This is a genomic window from Burkholderia sp. SIMBA_062 (assembly GCF_046534765.1).
Taxonomy (GTDB): domain Bacteria; phylum Pseudomonadota; class Gammaproteobacteria; order Burkholderiales; family Burkholderiaceae; genus Burkholderia; species Burkholderia ambifaria.
Window position 1 is genome coordinate 141526 of the sequence record NZ_JAWRYD010000009.1, and the last position, 25344, is coordinate 166869.

Below are 25344 nucleotides of genomic sequence, written 5' to 3' on the forward strand. Positions count from 1 at the left end.
TCCGCCCGATCGCCTCCCCGGTTTGCGCTCAGCCGCAGTCGCGGTGCGTCGGCGTGGCCCGCCGCGCGCGAACGAATGTGCCGCAGGCGCGGTTGACAAGGGGCGATTCGCCAAACGATAGATGCCGCCCAAACCGCTATTCCCGAATGTCTTCCCCGGTGACGGGGCGCCGCGCAAACGGCGGCTCGCGCTCGCGCTCCTGGCCGTGCCGGGCCTCGTGCCGGCCGTGTCGTACGCGCAGCTGTCGGGCGCGGCCGCGCAGCCGCAGCCGCTCGACTCGCCGTGGGATCTGCGTCTCGCCCCGCAGCTCGAGGATCATCCGCTGAAGGACGGCGCGAAGCCGGCCGCCTTCGTGATTGCCGATCATACGAGCGGCACGGCCGAACAGGACCTGGCCGCGAAGGGCTCGGCCGAGCTGCGCCGCGGCGACGCCGTCGTGAAGGCCGACGCGCTCCACTACGATCAGGATACCGACATGGCCGATGCGTACGGCCAGGTCCGGGTGATCAACGGCGGCACGTCGTTCGCGGGCCCAGAAGCGCATCTGAAGGTCGAGGCGAACCAGGGCTTCATGACGGCGCCGAAGTACCACTTCAACATGACGGGCGGGTCCGGCAGCGCGGAGCGCGTCGACCTGCTCGACAGCGAGCGCTCGGTGTTCGTCAATGGCACCTACACCGCGTGCCAGTGCTCGACGAACCCGGCGTGGTACATCAAGGGCAGCCGCTTCGACTTCGATACGGGCGCCGACGAAGGCACCGCGCGCAACGGCGTGCTGTTCTTCCAGGGCGTGCCGATCTTCGCGAGCCCGTGGATGACGTTCCCGCTGTCGGGCGAGCGGCGCAGCGGCCTGCTGCCGCCGACGTTCTCGATGAACTCGAACAACGGGTTCGAGCTGACGCTGCCGTACTACTTCAACATCGCGCCGAACCGCGACCTGACGATCACGCCGCGCATCATCTCGCGGCGCGGCGTGCAGACCGAAGCGACGTTCCGCTACCTGTCGCCGACGTATTCGGGCACGCTGACGGCCAACTACCTGCCGGATGACCGGCTCGCGCACCGCAACCGCTACGCGATCTACTGGCAGCACCAGCAGAACTTCGGCGGCGGTTTCGGCGGCTACGTCTACTTCAACAAGGTCTCGGACAACACGTATCCGGAAGACCTCGGGTCGACGAACGAGTTCATCAACGGGACGCAGACGCTGTACCAGCAGGAAGCCGGGCTCACGTACAACAACGGCCCGTGGTCGGTGCTCGCGCGCTACCAGCACTGGCAGACGCTGCCGCCGTCGATCGCGCCGTACAGTCGCGAGCCGCAGTTGAACGTGAAGTACACGAAGTACAACGTCGGCGGCTTCGACTTCGGCGCGGAAGCCGACTATTCGCGGTTCCGCATCACGACCGCCGATGCGACCGAAGGCGACCGGATCGTCTTCAACCCGTACATCGCGTACGGCGTGTACGGCCCCGGCTACTTCGTCGTGCCGAAGGTCCAGTACCACTTCGCGTCGTACGACCTGAACTACCTGTCGTCGAGCACGCCGAACAGCCCGAAGCGCTTCACCGAGTCGATCCCGACCGTGAGCTTCGACACGGGCCTGATCTTCGACCGCTCGGTGCGCCTGTTCGGCCAGGACTTCATCCAGACCCTCGAGCCGCGCCTGTACTACGTGTACACGCCGTATCGCGACCAGTCGAACGCGCCGTTGTTCGACACCGCGGAATCGGACTTCGGCCTCGCGGAGATCTACCAGCCGAACACGTTCGTCGGCAACGACCGGATCGCGGACGCGAACCGGATCACCGCCGGCCTGACGTCGCGCTTCATCGATCCGCGCACCGGCGACGAACGCGCGCGCTTCGTGATCGCGCAGCAGTACTACTTCGCCGATCAGCGCGTCACGCTGAACTCGGTGCAGGCCCCCGTGCAGGCGCGCCACTCGGACCTGATCGTCGGTGCGGCGCTCAAGCTCGGCTCCGGCTTCATGTCGGAAACGGCGTTCCAGTACAACCAGAACAACAACCAGCTCGTGAAGTCGAGCCTCGGTTTCGGTTTCAGCCCGGGCGAGCGCCGCGTGATCAACGTCGGCTACCGCTATACGCGGGCGAACACGACGCTCGACAACCAGCCGATCAACCAGTTCCTGGTGTCCGCGCAATGGCCGCTCACGCGCCGCCTGTACGCGGTCGGCCGCTTCAACTACGACCTGGCCGCCAACCGGGTCGTCGACGGTCTGCTCGGCTTACAATACGACGCGGATTGCTGGGCGCTCGGCGTCGGTGCCCAGCGCTTCGCGAACGGCGTGAACTCGTCGGGGCAGCAGAACTCGTCGACGCGATTCATGATGCAGCTGACGTTGAAGGGGCTGTCGAGCATCGACAACGGTCTGGTGGCGGCATTCCGCGCCGGGGTGCCGGGCTATACGGCGCTGCCGTCCGCGCCGCCGCCGATGTCCCGCTTCAGTAACTACGAGTAACGCCGGCTTGTCTGCACCGGTCAGCACGATTTCAATGGAGTATCAGTGGCAATGAAGAAAACCCTTCGTTTCGCGGCAGTCGTGTCCAGCCTCGCCGCGTCCGCCGCGCTGCTCGCCGCCGCGCCGGCCGCGGCGCAGGCGCTTGGTTCCCAAGGCGCGCAGCTCGCCGACGAAGTCGTCGCGGTCGTCAACAACGACGTGATCACGGGCCGCGAACTCGACCAGCGCGTCGGCCTGATCGCGCGCCGGCTGCAGCAGCAGAACGCACCCGTGCCGCCGGCCGACCAGTTGCGTGCGCAGGTGCTGAACCAGATGGTCCTCGAACGCATCCAGGTGCAGAAGGCCAAGGACGACGGGATCCGTATCGACGATGCGACCGTGCAGTCCACGCTGCAGCGCCTCGCGCAGGCGAACGGGATGACGCTCGAACAGTATCGCGCGCGTCTCGAGGCGCAAGGCGTGCCCTGGAGCGTGTTCACGAGCGACGCCCGCACCGAGCTGATGCTGTCGAAGCTGCGCGAGCGCGAGGTCGACGGCAAGATCACCGTGTCGGACGCCGAGGTCGCGAACTACATCGCGAGCCAGCGCGGGCCGAGCGCGTCGCAGCAGCAGGACCTGCGCTTCCAGCACATCTTCATCAAGGCGCCGACCAACGCGCCGCAGGCCGAGATCGAAGTCGCGCAGAAGAAGGCCGAAGCGCTGCTGCAGCAGGCCACGTCGGGCGCTGATTTCGAGAAGCTCGCGAAGAACAATTCGGAAGCGAACGACGCGAAGAAGGGCGGTGACCTTGGCTTCAAGGCGCCGGGCGCGCTGCCGGCCGAGGTCGTCGACGCCGCATCGAAGCTGCGCCCCGGCCAGGTCAACCCGACGTTGATCCGCGTGCCGGACGGCTTCGAGATCGTGCGTCTCGTCGACCGCCGCCAGAGCCAGGGCACGAGCGCCGCGGCACCGAAAATCGTCCAGACGCACGTGCGCCACATCCTGTTGCGCGTCGGCGAAGGCAAGTCGGAAGGCCAGGCCCGTCAGCAGCTGCAGGACATTCGCCGGCAGGTCGAGGCCGGCGGCGATTTCGCGAAGTTCGCGCGCACCTACTCGCAGGACGGTTCGGCGTCGCAGGGCGGCGATCTCGGCTGGATCAGCCCGGGCGAGACCGTGCCGGAATTCGAGCGCGCGATGAACAACCTGCAGGACGGCCAGATCAGCCAGCCGGTGCGTACCGAGTACGGTTATCACCTGATCCAGGTGATCGATCGCCGCGAGGCGGAAGGCTCGGTGCAGCAGCAGATGGATATCGCGCGCCAGGCGATCGGCCAGCGCAAGGCCGAGCAGGCGTATGCCGACTGGCTGCGCGAGCTGCGCGATTCGTCCTACGTGCAGTACAAGATCGGCGGCGTCGGCCCGGCGAACTGAGCGAGCTTCACATGACGGCATCCGCGCTGCAGATCGCGATCACGACCGGCGAACCCGCGGGTGTCGGCCCGGAGCTGACCGTGCAGGCGTTGCAGGATGCCGCGCGGCGCTGGCCCGGCGCGCATTTCACCGTGCTGGGAGACGCCGCGCTGCTCGACGCGCGCGCGGCGGCCGTCGGGGCCGACCGGGCGGTGCTCGCCGGCGGCGGCCCCGTGTCGGTCGAGCATCATCCGCTCGCCGCGCCCGCGCAGGCGGGCAAGCTCGACGCGGCCAACGGCCGCTACGTGCTGGGGCTGCTCGATGCCGCGATCGACGGCGCGCTGGCGGGCCGGTTCGACGCGATCGTCACCGCGCCGCTGCAGAAGAGCACGATCAACGATGCCGGCGTGCCGTTTACCGGCCATACCGAATACCTGGCGGAGCGCACGCACACGCCGCGCGTCGTGATGATGCTGGCGGGCACGGGCGAGCGGCCGCTGCGCGTCGCGCTCGCGACCACGCACCTGCCGCTGAAGGACGTATCGGCCGCGCTGACGATCGACGGGCTCGTCGAGACGCTGGCGATCGTCGATCGCGACCTGCGGCGCGACTTCGGTCTCGCGGCGCCGCGCATCCTCGTGACGGGGCTGAACCCGCACGCGGGCGAGAACGGCTATCTCGGGCGCGAGGAGATCGATGTGATCTCCCCGGCGCTTGCACGCGCGCAAGCGCAGGGCATCGACGCGCGCGGCCCGTATCCGGCCGACACGCTGTTCCAGCCGCGCCATCTCGAGGACGCCGATTGCGTGCTCGCGATGTTCCACGATCAGGGCTTGCCCGTGCTGAAGTATGCGACGTTCGGCGAGGGCATCAACGTCACGCTGGGGCTGCCGATCATCCGCACGTCGGTCGATCACGGCACCGCGCTGGATCTCGCCGGCACGGGCCGCGCGGATCCGGGCAGCATGGTCGCCGCCCTCGACACGGCCGTCGCGATGGCGCGCCATCGCCGCGCGTCGTGACGCACACAGGCGCAGGCCTGACCTAACTCGTCGTATTTTTCGTTTTTCTCAGTCGATGTCGAACAGCAGACAGCACCAAGGCCACTTCGCGCGCAAGCGCTTCGGGCAGAACTTCCTCGTCGATCACGGTGTGATCGATTCGATCGTCACGACGATCTGCCCCGCGCGCGGCCAGCGAATGGTCGAGATCGGCCCGGGGCTCGGCGCGCTGACCGAGCCGCTGATTGCGCGACTCGCGACGCCCGAGTCGCCGCTGCATGCGGTCGAACTCGACCGCGACCTGATCGGTCGCCTGCAGCAACGCTTCGGCCCGCTGCTGGAACTGCATGCGGGCGACGCGCTCGCGTTCGACTTCCGCTCGCTCGCGGCACCCGGCGACAAGCCGTCGCTGCGGATCGTGGGCAATCTGCCGTACAACATTTCCAGCCCGCTGCTGTTTCACCTGATGACGTTCGCCGATGCGGTCATCGACCAGCATTTCATGCTGCAGAACGAAGTCGTCGAACGGATGGTCGCGGAGCCGGGCACGAAGGCGTTCTCGCGGCTGTCGGTGATGCTGCAGTATCGCTACGTGATGGAGAAGATGCTCGACGTGCCGCCGGAATCGTTCCAGCCGCCGCCGAAGGTCGATTCGGCGATCGTCCGGATGATTCCGTACGAACCGCACGAGCTGCCGGACGTCGATCCCGTGCTGCTCGGCGAACTCGTCACGGCCGCGTTCTCGCAGCGCCGCAAGATGCTGCGCAATACGCTCGGCGACTACCGCGAGACGATCGATTTCGACGGGCTCGGCTTCGATCTCGCGCGACGCGCGGAGGATGTGAGCGTGGCCGAATATGTCGGTGTCGCGCAGGCGCTGGCGGCCGTGCGCAAGGCCGCGGAGTAACGGCAAGCCGCGGGCAACGCACACGGCGCGCGCCGGCTCGAGATTCATGAGGCTGTCCTGACTGACGGGCAGCCTTTTTATTTTTCCGAGCCGTTTGCGTTGATTTCGTCGCTTTCGTCGATGAAGGACCACGGCCGTGCGCCCTTACGCGCGCCGGCGTGGCGGCGTGTTGACGAGCGCGATCCCACTCAGCACCAGCGCGGCCGCCGACATGAAGCGCCAGCCGACCGATTCGCCGAGCAGCAGCACGCCGAACGCGGTCATCGGCGGACCTCGCCGAGGCGGCGGGCAGGGGGCACGGACATCGGCAGGGGCAGCGGCGAACGGATGGCGGGTCCGGCACGCCCGAATCGGGGGTTTCGCACGGCAGGCGGTGGGGCTGAATGGGGTGGTGGTCGCGTTCCGGCGGCGGCGGGCATGCCCGCTTTTGGTGCGAAGTGGGAGGATGTTACCCGATCGGCCGGGATGGCGGGAATCGTCGAACGGGGTGGCTTCCACCGGCGCACGGGCGCGGGGCCCACTGCGCGGCTGCGCGATATCAGCGGGCGGCGGACGAGGCGCCGGCGGCGAGATTCACGTGACTCCGGTAGAATTTCCGGCTCTGGAAAGTCCCCACAGGAGTACAACAATGCGTTTGCTGCATACGATGCTGCGAGTCGGCGATCTCGACCGCTCGATCAAGTTCTACACCGAATTGCTCGGCATGAAGCTGCTGCGTCGCGAGGATTATCCGGAAGGCAAGTTCACGCTCGCGTTCGTCGGCTATGAAGCGGAAAGCACGGGCACCGTGATCGAGCTGACCCATAACTGGGATACGCCGTCCTACGATCTCGGCAACGGCTTCGGCCACCTGGCGCTGGAAGTCGACGACGCGTACGCGGCCTGCGACAAAATCAAGGCGCAAGGCGGCAAGGTGATCCGCGAAGCGGGCCCGATGAAGCATGGTACGACCGTGATCGCATTCGTCGAGGATCCGGACGGCTACAAGCTCGAGTTCATCCAGAAGAAGGCGCATTGAGCGCGGGATGAGCGGCTCGCGGCGCACGATAGGCGTCGCGGGCAACGAAAACGGGCGATGCGGAGGAATTCGCATCGCCCGTTTGCATTGTGGGTGCCACTGATCGCGTTACAGCGCCGGCAGCAGTTCGGGCGGGTGATGCTTGAGCGTGTGCCGTGCCTCGCGGAATTCCGGGAAGATCGATTCGACGGTCTGCCAGAAGGCCGGGCTGTGGTTCATTTCGCGCAGGTGCGACAACTCGTGCGCGACGACGTAGTCGACGATCGACATCGGGAAATGGATCAGCCGCCAGTTCAGCCGGATCTTGCCGTCGCTCGAGCAGCTGCCCCAGCGCGTCGCGGCCGACGATAGCGCGTACATCGAATACGTGACGCCAAGCTTTTCCGCGTAGACCACCAGCCGTTCGCCGAAAATCCGCTTCGCTTCGCCCTGCAGCCAGCCTTGCACGCGATCCTTGATCTGCTGCATGTCCGCCTGCACGGGCAGCGGCAGCGACAGCCGCAGCGCGTCGGCGTCGAACGCGACGGCGCCCGCGCCGAGCGCGATCGTGATCGTCTTGCCGAGATACGGGAGTTGCGCGCCGTCGCGCCAGTCGATTTGCGGCAGCGCACGCTGCTCGGTGCGGGTCTTCCACTCCGCGAGCTTCGCGAAGATCCAGCGCTGCTTCTCGGCGATCGCCGCTTCGATGTCGGCGAGCGTGACCCAGCGCGGCGCGGTGATCGACAGCCCGCTGCCGTCGATCGTGAAGCCGATCGTGCGGCGCGCGGAGCGCTTGAGCCGGTATTCGAGCACGCGGCTGTCGAGTGCGAACGTACGGACGCGGGAGCGATCGCGCACGGGGCCCGGATCGAGCGGCGCCGTGGGCACCGCGGGAGCCGCGGCCGCTTCAGGTGACGTGGGCGGCGCGGCGGGCGCCGACGGTGCCGGCGAGGCTGCTGCCGGCCCGTCGAAGAGCGGCAGGTCCATCTGGCGATGATCGAGGGCCACGACGGCAGGCCGTGGCCGCGGACGCTTTTTCATCAGTTCGCTTCGTTTCGTCGTTCGCAACGGCTGCAATCCGGGTGATTCAGACGCGCGCGGCATCGCGCGTGCCGGCATTGCCCGGCTGGCGATACGCATCGGGATCGATGCGGCGCATCTCCGCTTCGATCCAGGCTTCGACCTGCGAGTTCAATACGTCGGGCGTCTTGCCCTCGACGGGAATCGGCTTGCCGATCGACACGGTGACGACGCCCGGGAATTTCGTGAACGAATTGCGCGGCCACACCCGACCTGCATTGTGCGCGATCGGCACGACCGGCGTATTGGTTTCGATCGCGAAGCGCGCGCCGCCCGTCTTGTACTTGCCCTGCTTGCCGACCTGCGTGCGCGTGCCTTCCGGGAACATGATCATCCAGGCGCCTTCCGACAGGCGCTTCTTGCCCTGGCGGATCACCGACGTGAACGCGTTCTTGCCTTCCTTGCGGTCGATGTTGACCATGTGCAGCAGCCCGAGCGCCCAGCCGAAGAACGGCACGTAGAGCAGTTCGCGCTTGAACACATAGCACAGCGGCTTCGGCATCAGCGCCGGAAACGCGAGCGTCTCCCACGCCGACTGGTGCTTCGACAGCAGGACGGCCGGGCCGTCGGGCAGGTTTTCCATCCCTTCGAGCCGGTAGCGGATGCCGTTCAGCCAGCGCACGACCCACAGCGTCGACTTGCACCAGCCGGCCGCCATCCAGTAGCGCGCGTCGGGACGCATGAACGGAAACGCGATGAAGCACGCGGTGGCGTACGGCACCGTGTACAGGATGAAGTAGATCAGCAGCAGCAGGGAGCGGACGAAGCGCATCGGCGTGGGTCTGGTTGTATGGAGGATGCGCGCGGCGGCCGCATCACTCGTGTTCGTGTGAAAGGAAGTCGAGCGCGAACGCGCGCAGGTCGTCGTGGACCTCCGTGCCGTCCGGCAGATTGCCCGCGGCGAGCGTCTTCTTGCCCTTGCCGGTGAGTACGAGGTGCGGCCGGAAGCCGACCGCGACGGCGGCCTGCAGGTCGCGCAGCGAATCGCCGACGGCCGGCGTGTGATCGGGATCGATCTCGAAGCGCTCGGCGATCATCTGCATCATGCCGGGTTTCGGCTTGCGGCACTCGCAACGATCTTCCGCCACGTGCGGGCAGAAGAACACCGCGTCGATGCGCGCGCCGACCGCGGCCGCCGCGCGATGCATCTTCTGGTGCATCTCGTTGAGCGCGGCCATGTCGAACAGCCCGCGGCCGATGCCTGACTGGTTGGTCGCGACGACCACGCGATAGCCTGCGTGGTTGAGCCGTGCGATCGCCTCGAGGCTGCCGGGCAGCGCGATCCATTCGTCGGGCGTCTTGATGAACGCGTCCGAATCGACGTTGATCACGCCGTCCCGGTCGAGGACGACGAGCTTGCGGTTGGGGCTGATCGGCATCGTTCGGCCTTTATGCGGCGAGCTTCGAGATGTCGGCGACACAGTTCATCTGCTGATGCAGCGCGAACAGCAGCGCGAGACGGTTGGCGCGCAGCGCGGGATCCTCGGCGTTGACCATCACGTCGTTGAAGAACGTGTCGACCGGTGCGCGCAGCGCGGCGAGCGCCGACAGCGCGCCCGTGTACGCACGTGCCTCGAGCTGCGACTGCACGTGCGGCGTCACGGCCTCGAGCTGTTCGTGCAGCGCCTTTTCGGCGGCCTCGACGAGCAGCGTCGGCTGCACCGCGCCGTTCGCGCCGCCTTCCGACTTCTTCAGGATGTTCGAGATCCGCTTGTTCGCGGCCGCGAGCGCTTCGGCTTCGGCGAGGCGCGTGAATTCGCGCACCGCGTCGAGGCGCGCGACGAGATCGTCGACGCGCGTCGGGTTCAGGCTCAGCACCGCGTCGACTTCGCCGGCCGAGTAGCCGCGTTCGCGCAACAGGCCGCGCAGGCGGTCCATGAAGAACGCGAAGATCGCGTCGGTCGATTCGGCGACGCCCGGCACGCCTTCGAAGCGCGCATGGGCCGTGCGCAGCAGCGCCACGAGATCGAGCGGCAACTGCTTCTCGAGCAGCAGGCGCAGCACGCCGAGCGCGTGGCGGCGCAGCGCGAACGGATCCTTTTCGCCCGTCGGCGCGAGGCCGATGCCCCAGATGCCGACGATCGTCTCGAGCTTGTCGGCCAGCGCGACGGCGGTCGACACGGGCGTGGTCGGCAGCGCGTCGCCGGAGAAGCGCGGCTGGTAGTGCTCGGCGCATGCGAGCGCGACGTCGTCGGGCTCGCCGTCGTGACGCGCGTAGTATGTGCCCATCGTGCCCTGCAGTTCCGGGAACTCGCCGACCATGTCGGTCAGCAGGTCGGCCTTCGCGAGGCGCGCGGCGCGCTTCGCGTGCGCGGCGTCGGCGCCGATCGCGGGCGCGATCTCGCCCGCCAGCGCTTCGAGGCGCTCGACGCGCGCGAGCGCCGAACCGAGCTTGTTGTGATAAACGACGTTCGCGAGCAGCGGCACGCGGTCGGCCAGCGGCTTCTTCTTGTCCTGCTCGAAGAAGAACTTCGCGTCGGCGAGGCGCGGGCGCACGACGCGCTCGTTGCCTTCGATGATCTCGCCCGGCGTCTTCGTGTCGATGTTCGACACGATCAGGAAGCGCGAGCGCAGCTTGCCGCCGACGTCGGTCAGCGCGAAGTACTTCTGGTTCGTCTGCATCGTGAGGATCAGGCATTCCTGCGGCACCTGCAGGAATTCGTCCTCGAAGCGGCACGGATAGACGACCGGCCATTCGACCAGCGACGTCACTTCGTCGAGCAGCGCTTCGGGCATCACGACCGTGTCGCCGCTCGCGTGTTCGTTCAATTGCGTGCGGATCGTTTCACGGCGATCGGCGAAGTGCGCGATCACGCGGCCCTTGTCGCGCAGCGTGTCGGCATACGCGTGCGCATGCTGGATCGCGACGAGGCCGTCGGACAGGAAGCGGTGGCCGAGCGTGGTGTCGCCGGCGTCGATGCCGAACGCGGTCACGGGCACGACGCGATCGTCGTGCAGCACGGTCAGGCGGTGCACCGGGCGCACGAACTTCACGTCGGAGCCGTCCGGGCGCTGGTAGGTCATGAACTTCGGGATCGGCAGCTTCGCGAGCGTTTCGTCGAGCGCGGCCTGCAGGCCGTCGACGAGCGTCGCGCCGGCTGCCGCGTAATTGACGAAGAACGCTTCGGCCTTGCCGTCCTGCGCGCGCTCGAGATCGGCGATCGACAGGTTCGGGTGACCGAGCGCCGCGAGTTTCTTCGCGAGCGGGGCCGTCGGCTTGCCTTCGGCGTCGAGCGCGACCGAGACGGGCAGGACCTTTTCGCGGACCTGCTTTTCAGGCGCGACGGCGCGCACGTTCTGCACGACGACGGCGAGGCGCCGCGGCGTGGCGTAGCGTTCGAACACGAGTTCGCCTTCGACGAGGTCGCGCGCCGCGAGGCGTTGCGCGAGACCTTCGGCGAATGCGTCGCCGAGGCGCGCGAGGGCCTTCGGCGGCAGCTCTTCGGTCAGCAGTTCGACGAGCAGGGGGGCGGGATGGTTATGCGTCATGTCTGGAATAAATCTCGTCTCGTCAGTCCTGATCGATCTTGCGTTCGACCTTGAGCGGCGGCGCCCATGCCGGCTGCGCGGCGTCCTGGGCGTCGGTGGTGAGGCCCGGCACGCCCGGCGGGTTGCCGAGCATCGGGAAGCCGAGCTTCTCGCGCGAGTCGTAGTAAGCCTGTGCGACGAGACGCGACAGCGCGCGGATGCGGCCGATGTAGGCCGCGCGTTCGGTGACCGAGATCGCGCCGCGCGCATCGAGCAGGTTGAACGTGTGGCCGGCCTTCAGCACGAGTTCGTACGCGGGCAGCGCGAGCTGCGCGTCGATCATCTTCTTCGCTTCCGCTTCGTAGCTGTTGAAGAACGTGAACAGCAGGTCGACGTTCGCGTGCTCGAAGTTGTAGGTGGACTGCTCGACCTCGTTCTGGTGGTAGACGTCGCCGTACGACAGGCGGCGCAGCTCGGGGCCGTTCGGGCCTTGCTCTTCCCACTCGGTCCAGACCAGGTCGTACACGTTCTCGACCTTCTGCAGGTACATCGCGAGGCGCTCGAGGCCGTACGTGATTTCGCCGAGCACCGGCTTGCATTCGAGGCCGCCGACTTCCTGGAAATACGTGAACTGCGTGACTTCCATCCCGTTCAGCCACACTTCCCAGCCGAGGCCCCACGCGCCGAGCGTCGGGTTCTCCCAGTCGTCCTCGACGAAGCGCACGTCGTTCTGCTGCAGGTCGAAGCCGAGCGCTTCCAACGAGCCGAGGTACAGGTCGAGGATGTTCTCCGGCGCCGGCTTGAGCACGACCTGGTACTGGTAGTAATGCTGCAGGCGGTTCGGGTTCTCGCCGTAGCGGCCGTCCTTCGGGCGGCGCGACGGCTGCACGTAGGCGGCGCGCCACGGCTCGGGGCCGACCGCGCGCAGGAACGTGTGGACGTGCGACGTGCCCGCGCCGACTTCCATGTCGATGGGCTGGAGCAGGGCGCAACCCTGCTTGTCCCAATAGGACTGCAGCGTCAGGATGATTTGCTGAAACGTAAGCATGAAGAGCCTTCGTGGCGCTGGCGCTCCGTTGCGAACGGCGCTCCGGGCGGGGCCCGGAGGGTCGGCTCGCGCGGCGGCGCGGCTTGTTAGTGTGCTGAAACGTGCAATTTTACCGGATCGGCGACCGGATGCGGCCGGAACGCGGACGAAGGGGCCGTCGGCGATGCCCCGGCGGCGTTCCGGCGACCCGTGCGAAGCCGGTGCGCGGGGTTGTCGGCGCGCGCGGCGCGCTCGCTTGTGCGGCGTTGCGATGCGCTTGTCGCGTCGGCTGCCGCACCGCTTTGCACGGGCGTTAAGATGCGCGTATTGCGGCGCGCGCGACGCCTGCCGCGTGACCGATTGCCCACTCCGGACCGCATGGACGATTCGAACGACCTCCTCATTCCGCTGATCCCGCCGCTGCTCGCAATGCTCGGGCAGGCCGCCGATGCGCACGCGCGCGGCGAGCACGATGCGCACACGCTCTGGCTCGCCGCCGCCGGCCATCTGCACGCGGTCGACATGGCCGCGCTCGCGCAGCTCACCTCGGCGCTCGTCGCGCGACAGCGCACGGCCGACGCGCTCGCGCTGGCCGAATGCGCGGTGCGCGTGCATCCGGGCGCCGGTGCCCGTTTCAATCACGGCTACGTGCTGCAGATGCTCGGCCGTCACGCCGAGGCCGTCGCGCCGTATCGCGCCGCCTATGCGCTCGATCCGCGCTGGCCGTCGCTGCGCAACAACCTCGCGATCGCGCTGCGGCTGTCGGGCGGCGACCGCAACGAGGAAATCGCGCTGCTCGACGCGGCCGTGGAGGCCGATCCGCACGACGTGCAGGCGTGGATCAACCTGGTCGTCGCGCGGCTCGCGGCACAGGACCTCGACGGCGCGCTCGCGGGTGCGGCGCGGCTCGCGCAGATCGCGCCCGACAACGCGCTCGCGCTGAACAACATCGCGATGGCGATGAAGGAAGCGCAGCGCTGGGACGACGCCGAGCGCTATGCGGCGCGTGCATGCGAGCTGGCGCCCGACGACGCGTCGTTCCGTTTCAACCTCGCGATCATTCAACTCGTGCGCGGCAACTACGCGGCCGGCTGGCGCGGCCACGAGGCGCGCTGGGACGGTGCGGGCGAGCTGCGCGGGCGCCGGCCGGCGCTGCCGGGCCCGCGCTGGCAGGGCGAGCCGCTCGCGGGCAAGACGCTGCTCGTGTGGGGCGAGCAGGGGCTCGGCGACGTGCTGCAGTTCGCGCGCTTCGTCGCGCCGCTCGCCGAGCGCGTGCACCGCGAGGGCGGCCGGCTCGCGTGGAACACGTTTCCGCAGGTGGGCACGCTGATGCAGCGCAGCCTCGGTGCGCATGCGGACGCGTTCAGCGCGGGCGGCGGCGTTGACGAACTGCCCGCATTCGACTACGAGGTGCCGTTGATCGGCTTGCCGCTGATGCTCGGGATGGAGACGTCGACGCTCGGCGAGTCGGTGCCGTACCTGCATGCCGACCGCCACGCGCGCGACGCGTGGCGCGCGCGGCTCGCGGGCGATGGCCGATTAAAGGTGGGGCTCGTCTGGACGGGCAGTCCGGGACACCAGCGCAACCCGTTCCGGCGCGTCGGGCTCGATCGCTACGCCGATGCGTTTCGCGGTATCGACGGCGTCACGTTCCATTCGCTGCAGCCGGGCGCGGACGCGGATGTCGCCGCGGCGCGCGCGGCCGGTTTCGCGATCGACGACCGCACGGCGGAACTGAAGAGTTTCGACGATACGGCCGCGTTCATCGGCGCGCTGGATCTGGTGATCACGGTATGCACGTCGGTCGCGCATCTGGCGGGCGCACTGGGCGCGCGCACCTGGGTGCTGCTCGACGTGAATCCGCACTGGCCGTGGCTGCTCGAACGCACCGACAGCCCGTGGTATCCGAGCGCCACGCTGTACCGGCAGCCGACGTTCGGCGCATGGGCGCCGGTGATGGACGCGCTCGGGCGGGATCTGCGCGGGCTGGCAGCGGAGGCCAGGCGGCCGGCCTGAGCGGCCGGCCGTTGCGTCACGCGTTGGGGTCGTCGCCGGCCTTCGAGCCGTTGCGGCGGCGCAGGGCCGGCCCGAACGTGAAGCCGAACGCGAGCAGCACCAGCGATACCGCGAGCACGGCGTTGTTGCCGCTCGTCACGTACGGCGTGAAGCCGCTCGTGCCTTCGATCCGCAGGTCGAGCGAGCCGATCGTGAACGGTTTCAGCTGGCCGAGCACGCGGCCGTGCGCGTCGATCGCGGCCGTCATCCCGGTATTGGTCGCGCGCAGCATCGGCCGGCCCGTTTCGAGCGCGCGCATCCGCGCGATCTGCAGATGCTGGTCGAGCGCGATCGTATCGCCGAACCACGCGAGGTTCGTCACGTTGACGAGCACGCCGGGCGGCTGCGGATTGTTGCGAATCGTCGCGGCGATTTCCTCGCCGAACAAGTCCTCGTAGCAGATGTCGGCCATCACCGGCTGGTTGTGCACGAGGAACGGCTTCTGCACCGGCGCGCCGCGCGCGAAGTCGCCGAGCGGCATCTTCATCAGGTCGACGAACCACCGGAAGCCCCACGGGATGAATTCGCCGAAGGGCACCAGATGGTGCTTGTCGTAGTGATAGATGTCGCGCGAATGCGGCGTCACGCCGTACAGGCTGTTCGTGTAGTCGACGTAGCGGCCCTCCGGCGTCACCGACGCGCCGACCGCGCCGAACAGCACGGCCGAGCCTGTCGTGTCGCTGAACTTGCGGATCGCGACGGCGAACGGCTCGGGCAGCTCCTGGATCATCACCGCGATCGCGGTCTCCGGCGTGACGATCAGGTCGGCGGGTTTTTCGACGATCATCTGCTGGTACATCTTGATCGCCGCGTCGATGCCCTCCTGCTCGAACTTGATGTCCTGCTTCACGTTGCCCTGCAGCAGCCGCACGCTGAGCGGCGCGTTCGCGGGCACGGTCCACGTGGCCTGCGACAGCCCGATGCCGGCCGCGACGAGCGCGACGGCGACGCCGGCCGGCGCGGCGATGCGGATGCTTGCGTTGCCGCCGGCGCGTTCAGGGGCGGGCGACCGGCGCGCGGCGACGAGCGCCTGCACGACCAGCGCGGCGAACAGCGCGAGCACCCAGCCGATCCCGTACACGCCGACCACCGGCGCGAAGCCCGCGAACGGGCCGTCGACCTGCGGATAGCCGCTCGCGAGCCACGGAAAGCCGGTCAACACGGTGCCGCGCAGCCATTCGCCGAGCGCCCACGCGCTTGCGAACGCGAACGCGCCGTGCCAGGTCGGCGAGAACGGCCGCGGGTCGGCTTCGCGGCGATGCCACGCATGGCCCGCGCAGAACGACCACAGCCCGGCGGAGAACGCCGGGTACAGCGACAGGTACAGCGAGAACAGCACCAGCGCGCCGCCCGCGAGCGGCGCGGCCATCTCGCCGTACACGTGCATGCTGATGTAGAGCCACCACACGCCGGTGATGAAGTTGCCGAAGCCGAACGCGCCGCCGGTGAGCGCGGCGCCGCGCCAGCTCGACGTGCGGGTGAGTTGCGCGAAAAACCAGACGAATACGACGAGCTGCAGCCAGCCGCCGTGCGGGGTCGGGGCGAAGCCGAGCGTATTGGCCGCGCCGGCGAGCAGCGCGGCCGGATAGTGCCAGCGCGGCAGCGCGCGGCCGGGCGCCGGCGCGAGAAGGCCGCCAGCCGGGCGGGACGGGATCGGATCGTCCATGTGAAGCGAAAGGGGGCGAGCGGTTGAAGGAGACGCGGCCGGCGCGAGACGGTCAGTCTTCGTGCGAGGTTTCGGCGCGGCGGCTCGCGTGCGGGTTGCGGCGCACCAGCAGCACGTGGATCTGGCGCGCATCGCCACGCTGGATCTCGAACACGAGGTTGCCGAGCTGCAGCTTCTCGCCGCGGTGCGGCACGCGGCCGAAATGATGGGTGATCAGGCCGCCGATCGTGTCGACCTCGTCGTCGGGGAAGTCGGTGCCGAACGATTCGTTGAACTGTTCGATCTCGGTGAGCGCGCGCACGCGGTAGCGGCCCTCCGGCCCCGAGATGATGTTGCCGGCCTCTTCGTCGAAGTCGTATTCGTCCTCGATGTCGCCGACGATCTGCTCGAGCACGTCCTCGATCGTGATCAGGCCCGCGACGCCGCCGTATTCGTCGACGACGATCGCGAGGTGGTTGCGGTTCACGCGGAAGTCGTGCAGCAGCACGTTCAGGCGCTTCGATTCGGGAATGAACACGGCGGGGCGCAGCATCCCGCGCACGTCGAATTCCTCTTCGGCATAGAAGCGCAGCAGGTCTTTCGCGAGCAGCACGCCGATCACGTTGTCGCGGTTCTCCTCGTACACGGGGTAGCGCGAGTGCGCTTTCTCGAGGACGAACGGGATGAAGTCTTCCGGCTTGTCGGCGATGTTGATCGCGTCCATCTGCGCGCGCGGCACCATGATGTCGCGGGCGCACAGGTCGGACACCTGGAACACGCCTTCGATCATCGACAGCGAATCGGCGTCGATCAGGTTGCGTTCGTGGGCGTCCTGGAGGATTTCCAGCAGCTCGGTCCGGGATTCCGGCTCGGGCGAGATGAAGTCGGTCAGGCGCTCGAGCAGCGAGCGCTTTTCTTGCGGTTTGTCGGTGAGCTTACGACTGGGATACGAATCGTTCATGGTGGTGCGCCCGGGTCATGCCGGGGCGCGCGGTCACGGAGTAGGCAAGGATACACCAAGGGCATGGCGCGGCCGTGTCACCCCGGCCGTCCGGCCGGGGGCAGGCGGAGTGCGCGTGCCCCGCTCGGGAACGGCCGCGCCGGGCGCCGCCGTCCTTCGTATCCATCCTATCTCAGAACGACGCGCCGGGGCAGCGGCGGCAAAAAAGCGGGGCGCAACGGCGACCGGCTGGGCGGCCGGGGCCGGCGGCATTTCGTCGCGGGCCTGGCGGGCCGGGCTGGCCCGCGCAGGCTCGGAAATTCAGAAGCGCATGCCGGCCGAGCAGCCGCCGGCCGCCGCGCCGTTGGTCGCGGCGCCGCCGCAGCCCAGGATGCCGCAGCCGGACAGCGCGACGCTCGCGGCGACGAGCAGCGCGGCCAGCGCGCCGCGCGATCTGCGTGACGATTTCATGGGCATGGCGCCTCCTTTCGCATGCGTGGGGGTGGCGCGCGCCGGCCCGTCGAACGTCACCGGCATCGTGCGAGCAGCCCTTCCAGCGCGCGATCGGGGATGCCGCTCGCGCGCAGCGCCTCCACGGTGCGGCTCACGTAGTCGAGCGTCGTGCCGTAGCGGCCGGCCGCGCAGCCGAACACTTCCTTCACGACGGGGTCGGTCAGCTTGCCCGTATAGGTGGGCGCGTCGCGGCGCATCACGAAGGCCAGCGCGTTCACGCGCTCGCCGGTCTCGAGCGAGCACGGCAGCCACGCGGGCCGGTACGAGCCCATCGGCATCTCGCGTTTCCACAACGTCTCGAGATGCGGCTGCGCGGTCGGGCCGGCGAGCCGGAATGCGATGCCCGAGCACGAGCCGCCGCGATCGAGCGCGAGCACGAGGCCCGGACGTTCGGGCGTGCCGCGGTTCACGCGCGACCACAGGTAGAGCCCGCGATGGTAGCCGTGTACCTTGCCGCGCACGGCGGCGACGGTCGGCAGCCCGGGGTTCCAGATCAGCGAGCCATAGCCGAACAGCCAGAGATCCTGCTGGCCGTCCCAGTCGCGCATCGTGTGCGCGAGCGACGCCGCGAGTTCGTCTTGCGTCAGCAGCCGTCCCTCGCCGATCGACGGCGGGTAGGCGGGCGGCAGCATCGCGGCGTGGCGCATGGCGCGGACGGCTCTTACTGGTACGGGTTCGGGAAGCCCAGCTTCGCGAGGATGGCGACTTCGAGCGCTTCCATTTCGGCGGCGTCCTCGTCGCTCGTCTCGTGATCGTAGCCCTGCGCGTGCAGTGCGCCGTGCACCAGCAGGTGCGCGTAGTGGGCCGCGAGCGGCTTGCCCTGTTCGTGCGCTTCCTTCTCGACGACGGGGCAGCACAGCACGAGGTCGCCGATCACGGTGCCGTCGGGCGCCGGATCGTACGCGAAGGTCAGCACGTTGGTCGGGTAGTCCTTGTGGCGGTAGCCGTCGTTCAGCGTGCGGCCTTCTTCCTCGCCGACGAAGCGCACGGTGAGCTGCGCGCTCGAGAACAGCGCCGGCTCGATCCATTCGGCGATCAGCTTGCGCTTGGGGCAAGCCTTGCGGACGTCGCCGGTGATTTCGTCGCCGTACTGCACGGACAGGTCGAACTCGAGCTCGCGCGGCTCGTTCGCCATTTCCGCGATTTCCTCGTCGCGCGGTGCGGGCTCGGCACCCACGTGGAGGGTTACGCTGTCGTAATGCTCGGGCTGCAGCGCGAGTTTCGCGCGCATCGCCGGATCGTTGTGCTGCGCGACGATCGCGACGGCCGTGTCGCCCGAGCTGCCCGACAGGTCGAACATCAGGCTGCGGCCGTCCGGGAAGTCGATTCGCAGCCCTTGTGCGGCGACGGTCCGGGCCTTGCCCTTCGCATCGAACAGCGAAAGACGGGGGGAATCGGGCGCGGCGGACTGGTCGCGCCCGGACTTGCGAGAACGGGAAGATTTCATGACGGGTGCGGCGATTGGAACGCGTTGAGGATACACCAAACGGCCGATCGCTCCCGAATTCGGAGCGCCCGCGCGCGGACGAAAAAAAGCCCGGCGCGCCGTCGGGCGGGCCGGGCCGTGGGCCGGTGCGGCACGCGGGCGCCGCCCGTGCGTCACGCGTCCTTGTGCTGCGCGTGGAAGTCGTCGTACGCCTCGACGATGCGCGCGACGAGCGGATGACGCACGACGTCCACGCTCGTGAAGCGCGTGAGCGCGATGCCGCGCACGCCGCCGAGCACTTGCTGCGCCTCGACGAGGCCGCTCTTGTGCCCGCGCGGCAGGTCGACCTGGCTCGTGTCGCCGGTGACGACGGCCTTCGAGCCGAAGCCGATCCGCGTGAGGAACATCTTCATCTGCTCGGGCGTCGTGTTCTGCGCCTCGTCGAGGATGATGAACGCGTGGTTCAGCGTGCGGCCGCGCATGTACGCGAGCGGCGCGATCTCGATCATCTGGCGCTCGAACATCTTCGCCGTCTTGTCGAAGCCGAGCAGGTCGTACAGCGCGTCGTACAGCGGCCGCAGGTACGGGTCGACCTTCTGCGCGAGATCGCCCGGCAGGAAGCCGAGCCGCTCGCCGGCCTCTACAGCTGGGCGCGTGAGCACGATCCGCTTGACCTGGTCGCGCTCGAGCGCGTCGACCGCGCACGCGACCGCGAGGTAGGTCTTGCCGGTGCCGGCCGGCCCGATGCCGAACGTCACGTCGTGCGACAGGATCTGCTTCAGGTACTCGCGCTGGGCGGGCGTGCGCCCGCGCAGGTCGGCGCGCCGCGTGTACAGCTTCGGTCCAGGTTCCTCGTCGGGCCCTGCGTCGTCGAGCTGCACGGCCGGTTCGTCGAACGGATGGTCCGGGTCGCCGCGAAAGCGCACGTCGAGCGTGTCCTGGCGGCCGTTGCCGGCGGTGTGACGCACTTCAACCAGCGCGAGCTGGATATCGTCGACCGACAGCGGATCGCGCGAGCGGTTGTAGAAGTTCTCGAGCGCCGCGAGCGCGAGCTTCGCGCCGCGCCCGCGGATCGTGATCCGGTGGCCGCGCCGCGCGAGCGTGACGTCGAGTGCCTGTTCGATCTGCCGCAGGTTCTCGTCGAGCGGGCCGCAGAGGTTGGCGAGGCGCGCGTTGTCTTCGCGCGGCGCGGTAAATTCCAGTGCTTGGACGGTCTTCAAAGTAGCGTCGGGCTCCTGTCGGGCGTCAGTCGGTCAGTGGGTGGCCGCGCTCGCGTCGTCGCTCACGAGCAGCAGCTCGCCGCGCAGCGAATGCGGGTACGCATGGTTGATCTTCACGTCGATCATCTGGCCGATCAGGCGCGGGTGCGACGCGAGCGGCGCCGGGAAATTCACGACCCGGTTGTTCTCGGTGCGGCCCGACAGTTCGTTCGGATCCTTGCGCGACGGGCCCTCGACGAGGATCCGCTCGACCTTCCCAACCATCGACCGGCTGATGCGCGCGACGTTTTCCTCGATGGTCGCCTGCAGATGTTGCAGGCGTTTGAGCTTGACCTCGCGCGGCGTGTCGTCGTGCAGGTTCGCGGCCGGCGTGCCGGGGCGCGGGCTGTAGATGAACGAGAAGCTGGTGTCGTAGCTCATCTCGTGCACGAGCGCCATCATCTTGTCGAAATCCTCCTCGGTCTCGCCGGGGAAGCCGACGATCATGTCGGTCGACAGCGACAGGTCCGGGCGGATCGCGCGCAGCTTGCGGATCACCGACTTGTATTCGAGCACCGTGTAGCCGCGCTTCATCGCCATCAGGATGCGGTCCGAGCCGTGCTGGACCGGCAGGTGCAGATGGCTCACGAGCTTCGGCACCTTCGCGTAGGTGTCGATCAGGCGCTGCGTGAATTCCTTCGGGTGCGACGTCGTGTAGCGGATTCGCTCGATGCCGGGGATGTCGGCGACGTATTCGATCAGCGTCGCGAAATCGGCGATTTCGGTCGAGCCGGCCGTCAGTGCGCCGCGGTATGCATTCACGTTCTGACCGAGCAGCGTGACTTCGCGCACGCCCTGGTCGGCGAGGCCGGCCACTTCGGTGAGCACGTCGTCGAGCGGGCGCGACACTTCGTCGCCGCGCGTGTACGGCACGACGCAGTAGCTGCAGTACTTCGAACAGCCTTCCATGATCGACACGAACGCGCTCGGCCCCTCGACGCGCGCGGGCGGCAGGTGGTCGAACTTCTCGATCTCGGGGAACGAGATGTCGACCTGCGCACGGCCGCTCGCGCGGCGCTGGTCGATCATCTGCGGCAGGCGGTGCAATGTTTGCGGGCCGAACACGAGGTCGACGTACGGTGCGCGCGACACGATCGACGCGCCTTCCTGGCTGGCGACGCAGCCGCCGACGCCGATCAGCAGGCCCGGCTTCGCTTCCTTCAGCTCGCGCACGCGGCCGAGGTCGGAGAACACCTTTTCCTGCGCCTTCTCACGCACCGAGCACGTGTTGAACAGGATGATGTCCGCGTCTTCCGGGGTATCGGTCTTTTCGAGGCCTTCGGCCGCATTGAGCACGTCCACCATCTTGTCCGAGTCGTACTCGTTCATCTGGCAGCCGAAGGTCTTTACGTAAACTTTTTTCGTCATGGGGATTCGCCGTTCGCAGTGGTTGACCTGGGGGCGTCGTCAAGGGTGTATCGGGACGGCTGCAGCCGGTGCAGCGGCTCGTGCCGGCGCCGCGTGGCGGACCGGGGCGCGCGCAGCGCGTCGAGCGAGCCTGTCGTGCACTCGTGAGAAGCCGTCGGGCAAGCTTTCCATTATAGCTTTACGCGCCGTCCCGGGCGGGCGGCGGGTTGCGGCCGCGCGACGCGATTCGTCGCGCTCCGACCCTGATAGGGCGGCGCGGCGAGCGTGTCGGTGTCAGTGTCAGCGGCACGCGTTCAGCAGGTCGTCGAGCGCCGCTTCCTCCCGCGCGAAGCGTTCGGCGAGGAAGTCGAGCAGCACGCGCACGCGCGGCGCCATGTAGCGCTTGCTGTGATAGATCGCGTGCAGCGGCGCGTCATGGTGTCGCCAATCGGGCAGCAGCACGCGCAGCCGGCCGGCGCGCACGTCGTCGGCGATGTCCCACAGCGACTTCAGCGCGATGCCGTGGCCGCGCAGCGTCCATTCGCGGGTGAGGCCGCCGTCGTTGGTCTCGAACGCGCTCGACACCGGCACAGTGTGAGTCTGCACTTCGTCGCCGCGCGTGAAGCGCCACGTGTTCATCGGCCCCGACGCGATCGTGATCACGTTGCAGGGAAAGCGGGCCAGATCATGCGGATCGGCCGGCACGCCGTGGCGCTCGACGAACGACGGCGCCGCGCACAGCACGCGCCGGTTCGCGGCGAGCCGGCGCGCGATCAACGCGCCGTCGGGCGGCGCGGCGAAGCGGATCGCGAGGTCGATTTCGTCCTGCCACAGGTTCGACGCCGAATCGGACGCCGTCAGCGAGAACGTGACGCCAGGATGCAGCGTGGTGAATTCATCGAGCCAGTCGAGCAGCTGGTTGCGGCCGAAATCGGACGTCGACGACAGCCGCACCTTGCCGGCCACCACGTTGCGGCCTTCCTGCAGCAGCGCGTGCGCGTCGTCGAGCGCCTGCAGCGCCTGCCGGCAGCAATTCAGGTAGAGGCGGCCTTCGTCGGTGAGCCGCAGCTGCCTGGTGGAGCGCTCGAACAGCCGCGTCGCGACCTTTGCCTCGAGCTTCGCGAGGCGCGCGCTCGCGGCGGCCGGCGTGAGGTTCAACTTGCGCCCGGCCGCGGTCAGGCTGCCCAGTTCCGCCGCCTCGACGAACAGCCGGATATCGCCCAGTCGATCCATTGGATTTTCCAGAATCTTTTGAAAATGGTTCAAATGCCACGCCAATTATCAAAGATAGGCGTATTCGGGACAATGCGCGCACATCCCGCTTTTTGTGCGGTGCGGCACCGACCGGGCGCCGCGTCCGCCGCCATCCGGAGAACGTCATGCCCATCCCGTTACTGGCGCTCGCGATCAGCGCCTTCGCCATCGGCACCACCGAATTCATCATCATGGGGCTCCTGCCCGAAGTCGCGCACGACCTCGCTGTGTCGCTGCCGTCGGCCGGCCTGCTCGTCACGGGCTACGCGCTTGGCGTCGCGGTCGGTGCGCCGCTGCTCGCGGTACTGACGAGCCGCATGCCGCGCAAGGCCGCATTGCTGCTGCTGATGGCGATCTTCATCGTCGGCAACGTGCTGTGCGCGACCGCGTCCGGCTACGCGATGCTGATGGTCGCGCGCGTCGTCACGTCGTTCGCGCACGGCTCTTTCTTCGGGATCGGCGCGGTGGTCGCCGCGTCGCTCGTGCCGGCCGACAAGCGCGCGAGCGCGATCGCGCTGATGTTCACGGGCCTCACGCTGTCGAACGTGCTCGGCGTGCCGTTCGGCACGTTCGTCGGCCAGTTGCTCGGCTGGCGCGCGTCGTTCTGGATCGTCGCCGCGCTCGGCGTGCTGTCGCTCGGCGGCGTCGCGCTGCTGGTGCCGAACCGTCATGACGGCGGGCCCGTCGGCCTCGGCCACGAAGTGCGCGTGCTGAAGGAGCCGCAGGTCTGGCTCGCGCTGCTGATGACCGTGCTCGGCTTCGGCGGCGTGTTCGTCGTGTTCACGTACATCGCGCCGATCCTCGAAACCGTCACCGGCTATTCGCCGCGGGCGGTCGCGCTGATCCTCGTGCTGTTCGGCGCCGGGCTGACGGTCGGCAACACGCTCGGCGGCAAGCTTGCCGACCGCGCGCTGATGCCGTCGCTGATCGCGATCCTGGTCGCGCTGATGGCCGTGATGGCCGTGTTCGCGAAGACCAGCCACCTGCCGGTCGCGGCCGCGGTCACGGTGTTCGTGTGGGGGATCGCCGCGTTCGCGACGGTGCCGCCGCTGCAGGCGCGCGTCGTCGAGAAGGCCGCGAGCGCGCCGCATCTCGCGTCGACGCTGAACATCGGCGCATTCAACGTCGGCAATGCGGGCGGTGCGTGGCTCGGCGGACTGGCGCTGGAGCACGGCTTCGCGCTCGATGCGTTGCCGTGGGTCGCCGTTGCGGTGACGTTCGCGGCGCTCGTCGTCACGTGGTTCGCGATGCGGCTCGATGCGCGCGCGCCGGCGCGCGGCGCGGCCCCGGCGGCGCACTGAGCGGCGCTGCGCCGACGCCATGGCGACGGGAAAACGTTCGCGCGGAACGCATTCCTCCGCGATGCTGATAACGGTGTGAAGATAACTTCGTTTGCCGGGGCAGGGCCGGGTGATAGCGTCTCGATACGCGCCGTTCGTGGCGCAACCCGATTCCGGCTCACCCCATTCGCAGGGCCGCACGGCGGCCCGGAGGCCATGCTATGTCTTCACCCCTGGCGCTGGTGCGCGATGTGTCTTCCTTCGATTCCGGCGATGCCGCCGGCGCGCGGACGTCCGCGTCGCTCGACGTCCTTGAGCAGGTCGTCGGCGTGAATCTCGCGCGCTTGCGCGCCGAGCGGCAGCTGTCGCTCGATGCGCTTGCGCGTCTGTCCGGCGTATCGCGCGCGATGCTCGCGCAGATCGAATCCGCACGCAGCGTGCCGTCGATCAAGGTGCTCTGCAAGATCGCCGCGGCGTTGAAGGTGTCGGTCGCCGCCTTCCTGCGCCGCCACGCGGTGAACGGCTTCGAGCACCTGGCGGCGGAGCGCGCGGCGCGCGTCGTCAGCTCGAGCGGCCGTTTCTCGGCGCGTGCGCTGTATCCGGAGGGCGAACCGGCCGCGGCCGAATTCCACGAGCTGCGGATCGCGCCGCTGCACACGGAGCCCGGCACGCGCCGCGCGCCCGGCACGACGGTCAATCTGGTCGTCAGCGAGGGCACGCTCGAAGTCAGCGTGCACGATCGCCGCCAGTTGCTCGCGACCGGCGACGCGATCGTGTTCGACGCCGACCAGCCGTACAGCCTGCGCAACCCGGGCGACAGCGAGGCGCGCGCGTTCCGCGTGACGGTGAGCCCCGAAGTGCCGCCGCGCTGGCTGGTGCCCGACGCCGCGCACGCGGCCGGCTGAGCGCGTGCGGGGTGCCGGCGCGGTCAGGCCGGTGCCGGTGCCGGCCGTTCGGACGATGCCGTTAGACGGAGTCGTCAGTAAGGTTTTACGTGTGGTTCGCTGCGCGGCGTGCGCAGCTGAGGTATGCTTGGCCCGCCGGTTCCGGGGTAGCTCCCGGCCGGCAATCAGTGCGTCTTCAGGGCGGGGCGAAATTCCCCACCGGCGGTAGGCTGGCGAAAGCCGGCGAGCCCGCGAGCGCCCGCGCATCCGCGCGGGGTCAGCAGATCTGGTCGAATGCCAGAGCCGACGGTCATAGTCCGGATGAGAGAAGATGTGCAGATAGTCATGTCCGTCAGGGCCGCTTCGCCGTGCGTGCGAAGCGGGTTGTCG

The 25344-nt window shown here is 68.5% G+C and carries 21 protein-coding genes, 1 pseudogene and 1 riboswitch; of the genes and pseudogenes, 8 read left to right on the forward strand and 14 right to left on the reverse strand.

Features of this window, described 5'->3' with window-relative positions; genetic code table 11:
• The first annotated feature begins 121 nt into the window (after positions 1–121).
• The 4 genes from SB786_RS12125 to rsmA are packed head-to-tail and all read left to right on the forward strand — an operon-like array spanning position 122 to position 5779.
• The gene (locus tag SB786_RS12125) at positions 122–2482 is read left to right on the forward strand and encodes an LPS-assembly protein LptD (RefSeq protein WP_410727664.1); all 2361 of its coding nucleotides are present in this window, start codon (positions 122–124) and stop codon (positions 2480–2482) included.
• A 51-nt stretch (positions 2483–2533) separates the two neighbouring features.
• Positions 2534–3892 carry a peptidylprolyl isomerase gene (locus tag SB786_RS12130; RefSeq protein WP_410727665.1) on the forward strand — a complete coding sequence of 453 codons (1359 nt, stop codon included), beginning with the start codon at positions 2534–2536 and terminating at the stop codon, positions 3890–3892.
• Between the two features lie 11 nt (positions 3893–3903).
• Positions 3904–4893: a 4-hydroxythreonine-4-phosphate dehydrogenase PdxA gene (gene pdxA / locus SB786_RS12135; protein ID WP_410727666.1), complete on the forward strand. Its 990-nt coding sequence runs from the start codon at positions 3904–3906 to the stop codon at positions 4891–4893.
• A gap of 55 nt (positions 4894–4948) precedes the next feature.
• Entirely contained in the window at positions 4949–5779 is an 831-nt protein-coding gene (gene rsmA / locus SB786_RS12140; protein WP_410727667.1) for a 16S rRNA (adenine(1518)-N(6)/adenine(1519)-N(6))-dimethyltransferase RsmA, read from the forward strand.
• Positions 5780–5923: 144 nt separating this feature from the next.
• On the opposite strand, the pseudogene SB786_RS12145 reads toward rsmA, so the two are convergent.
• Positions 5924–6037 (reverse strand): annotated as a pseudogene (locus tag SB786_RS12145) (EamA/RhaT family transporter); the annotation flags it as partial.
• A 370-nt stretch (positions 6038–6407) separates the two neighbouring features.
• Here SB786_RS12145 and gloA point away from each other — a divergent pair.
• Positions 6408–6797 (forward strand): lactoylglutathione lyase, encoded by a 390-nt coding sequence (gene gloA, locus SB786_RS12150; RefSeq protein WP_410727668.1) that lies wholly within the window; start codon positions 6408–6410, stop codon positions 6795–6797.
• A 108-nt stretch (positions 6798–6905) separates the two neighbouring features.
• Here gloA and SB786_RS12155 read toward each other — a convergent pair whose 3' ends face one another.
• Genes SB786_RS12155 through glyQ form a run of 5 tightly spaced genes read right to left on the reverse strand, consistent with a single transcriptional unit; the run spans position 6906 to position 12372 of the window.
• On the reverse strand, positions 6906–7817 hold the full coding sequence (locus SB786_RS12155; RefSeq protein ID WP_006757832.1) for a M48 family metallopeptidase: 912 nt from the start codon (positions 7815–7817) through the stop codon (positions 6906–6908).
• A gap of 46 nt (positions 7818–7863) precedes the next feature.
• Entirely contained in the window at positions 7864–8628 is a 765-nt protein-coding gene (locus SB786_RS12160; RefSeq protein WP_410727669.1) for a lysophospholipid acyltransferase family protein, read from the reverse strand.
• A 43-nt stretch (positions 8629–8671) separates the two neighbouring features.
• A complete protein-coding gene (gene gmhB, locus SB786_RS12165; protein ID WP_410727670.1) occupies positions 8672–9235 on the reverse strand; it encodes a D-glycero-beta-D-manno-heptose 1,7-bisphosphate 7-phosphatase in 564 nt (187 codons plus the stop codon).
• Between the two features lie 10 nt (positions 9236–9245).
• Entirely contained in the window at positions 9246–11345 is a 2100-nt protein-coding gene (gene glyS / locus SB786_RS12170) for a glycine--tRNA ligase subunit beta (RefSeq protein WP_410727671.1), read from the reverse strand.
• A gap of 22 nt (positions 11346–11367) precedes the next feature.
• On the reverse strand, positions 11368–12372 hold the full coding sequence (glyQ, locus tag SB786_RS12175; protein ID WP_021161195.1) for a glycine--tRNA ligase subunit alpha: 1005 nt from the start codon (positions 12370–12372) through the stop codon (positions 11368–11370).
• A 357-nt stretch (positions 12373–12729) separates the two neighbouring features.
• Here glyQ and SB786_RS12180 point away from each other — a divergent pair, with 357 nt between their 5' ends.
• Positions 12730–14367: a tetratricopeptide repeat protein gene (locus SB786_RS12180; RefSeq protein WP_410727672.1), complete on the forward strand. Its 1638-nt coding sequence runs from the start codon at positions 12730–12732 to the stop codon at positions 14365–14367.
• A 16-nt stretch (positions 14368–14383) separates the two neighbouring features.
• Here SB786_RS12180 and lnt read toward each other — a convergent pair whose 3' ends face one another.
• From lnt to SB786_RS12220, 8 genes are all read right to left on the reverse strand, one after another.
• Entirely contained in the window at positions 14384–16072 is a 1689-nt protein-coding gene (gene lnt / locus SB786_RS12185) for an apolipoprotein N-acyltransferase (protein ID WP_410727673.1), read from the reverse strand.
• A gap of 52 nt (positions 16073–16124) precedes the next feature.
• Entirely contained in the window at positions 16125–17012 is an 888-nt protein-coding gene (locus SB786_RS12190; protein WP_410727674.1) for an HlyC/CorC family transporter, read from the reverse strand.
• 300 nt (positions 17013–17312) lie between these two features.
• Positions 17313–17462, reverse strand: a complete 150-nt coding sequence (locus SB786_RS12195; RefSeq protein ID WP_410727675.1) for a hypothetical protein — start codon at positions 17460–17462, stop codon at positions 17313–17315.
• Positions 17463–17518: 56 nt separating this feature from the next.
• Positions 17519–18151, reverse strand: a complete 633-nt coding sequence (locus tag SB786_RS12200; protein WP_006761375.1) for a gamma-glutamylcyclotransferase — start codon at positions 18149–18151, stop codon at positions 17519–17521.
• A 14-nt stretch (positions 18152–18165) separates the two neighbouring features.
• Positions 18166–18951, reverse strand: coding sequence for an rRNA maturation RNase YbeY (gene ybeY / locus SB786_RS12205; protein WP_410727676.1), 786 nt, complete (start codon positions 18949–18951; stop codon positions 18166–18168).
• Positions 18952–19103: 152 nt separating this feature from the next.
• The gene (locus SB786_RS12210) at positions 19104–20150 is read right to left on the reverse strand and encodes a PhoH family protein (RefSeq protein ID WP_175746034.1); all 1047 of its coding nucleotides are present in this window, start codon (positions 20148–20150) and stop codon (positions 19104–19106) included.
• 33 nt (positions 20151–20183) lie between these two features.
• Positions 20184–21557: a tRNA (N6-isopentenyl adenosine(37)-C2)-methylthiotransferase MiaB gene (miaB, locus tag SB786_RS12215; RefSeq protein ID WP_011657871.1), complete on the reverse strand. Its 1374-nt coding sequence runs from the start codon at positions 21555–21557 to the stop codon at positions 20184–20186.
• Positions 21558–21836: 279 nt separating this feature from the next.
• On the reverse strand, positions 21837–22769 hold the full coding sequence (locus tag SB786_RS12220) for a LysR family transcriptional regulator (protein ID WP_410727677.1): 933 nt from the start codon (positions 22767–22769) through the stop codon (positions 21837–21839).
• Between the two features lie 146 nt (positions 22770–22915).
• Between SB786_RS12220 and SB786_RS12225 the strand changes: the two genes are divergently transcribed.
• Together SB786_RS12225 and SB786_RS12230 are read left to right on the forward strand one after the other, a co-directional pair.
• Positions 22916–24091 (forward strand): MFS transporter, encoded by a 1176-nt coding sequence (locus tag SB786_RS12225; protein ID WP_175790882.1) that lies wholly within the window; start codon positions 22916–22918, stop codon positions 24089–24091.
• 200 nt (positions 24092–24291) lie between these two features.
• Positions 24292–24975 (forward strand): helix-turn-helix domain-containing protein, encoded by a 684-nt coding sequence (locus tag SB786_RS12230; RefSeq protein ID WP_410727678.1) that lies wholly within the window; start codon positions 24292–24294, stop codon positions 24973–24975.
• 167 nt (positions 24976–25142) lie between these two features.
• Positions 25143–25291: riboswitch (FMN riboswitch) on the forward strand.
• Positions 25292–25344 lie beyond the last annotated feature (53 nt).

Bases quoted from the DNA above. Each gene is read 5' to 3' on its own strand.
- miaB (WP_011657871.1), bottom strand. From the start codon at position 21,557: ATGACGAAAAAAGTTTACGTAAAGACCTTCGGCTGCCAGATGAACGAG.
- SB786_RS12200 (WP_006761375.1), bottom strand. From the start codon at position 18,151: ATGCGCCACGCCGCGATGCTGCCGCCCGCCTACCCGCCGTCGATCGGC.
- SB786_RS12155 (WP_006757832.1), bottom strand. From the start codon at position 7,817: ATGAAAAAGCGTCCGCGGCCACGGCCTGCCGTCGTGGCCCTCGATCAT.
- SB786_RS12180 (WP_410727672.1), top strand. From the start codon at position 12,730: ATGGACGATTCGAACGACCTCCTCATTCCGCTGATCCCGCCGCTGCTC.
- SB786_RS12230 (WP_410727678.1), top strand. From the start codon at position 24,292: ATGTCTTCACCCCTGGCGCTGGTGCGCGATGTGTCTTCCTTCGATTCC.
- SB786_RS12160 (WP_410727669.1), bottom strand. From the start codon at position 8,628: ATGCGCTTCGTCCGCTCCCTGCTGCTGCTGATCTACTTCATCCTGTAC.
- ybeY (WP_410727676.1), bottom strand. From the start codon at position 18,951: ATGAAATCTTCCCGTTCTCGCAAGTCCGGGCGCGACCAGTCCGCCGCG.
- SB786_RS12195 (WP_410727675.1), bottom strand. From the start codon at position 17,462: ATGAAATCGTCACGCAGATCGCGCGGCGCGCTGGCCGCGCTGCTCGTC.
- rsmA (WP_410727667.1), top strand. From the start codon at position 4,949: ATGTCGAACAGCAGACAGCACCAAGGCCACTTCGCGCGCAAGCGCTTC.
- gmhB (WP_410727670.1), bottom strand. From the start codon at position 9,235: ATGCCGATCAGCCCCAACCGCAAGCTCGTCGTCCTCGACCGGGACGGC.
- lnt (WP_410727673.1), bottom strand. From the start codon at position 16,072: ATGGACGATCCGATCCCGTCCCGCCCGGCTGGCGGCCTTCTCGCGCCG.
- gloA (WP_410727668.1), top strand. From the start codon at position 6,408: ATGCGTTTGCTGCATACGATGCTGCGAGTCGGCGATCTCGACCGCTCG.
- SB786_RS12220 (WP_410727677.1), bottom strand. From the start codon at position 22,769: ATGGATCGACTGGGCGATATCCGGCTGTTCGTCGAGGCGGCGGAACTG.
- SB786_RS12130 (WP_410727665.1), top strand. From the start codon at position 2,534: ATGAAGAAAACCCTTCGTTTCGCGGCAGTCGTGTCCAGCCTCGCCGCG.
- pdxA (WP_410727666.1), top strand. From the start codon at position 3,904: ATGACGGCATCCGCGCTGCAGATCGCGATCACGACCGGCGAACCCGCG.
- SB786_RS12125 (WP_410727664.1), top strand. From the start codon at position 122: ATGCCGCCCAAACCGCTATTCCCGAATGTCTTCCCCGGTGACGGGGCG.
- SB786_RS12190 (WP_410727674.1), bottom strand. From the start codon at position 17,012: ATGAACGATTCGTATCCCAGTCGTAAGCTCACCGACAAACCGCAAGAA.
- SB786_RS12225 (WP_175790882.1), top strand. From the start codon at position 22,916: ATGCCCATCCCGTTACTGGCGCTCGCGATCAGCGCCTTCGCCATCGGC.
- glyQ (WP_021161195.1), bottom strand. From the start codon at position 12,372: ATGCTTACGTTTCAGCAAATCATCCTGACGCTGCAGTCCTATTGGGAC.
- glyS (WP_410727671.1), bottom strand. From the start codon at position 11,345: ATGACGCATAACCATCCCGCCCCCCTGCTCGTCGAACTGCTGACCGAA.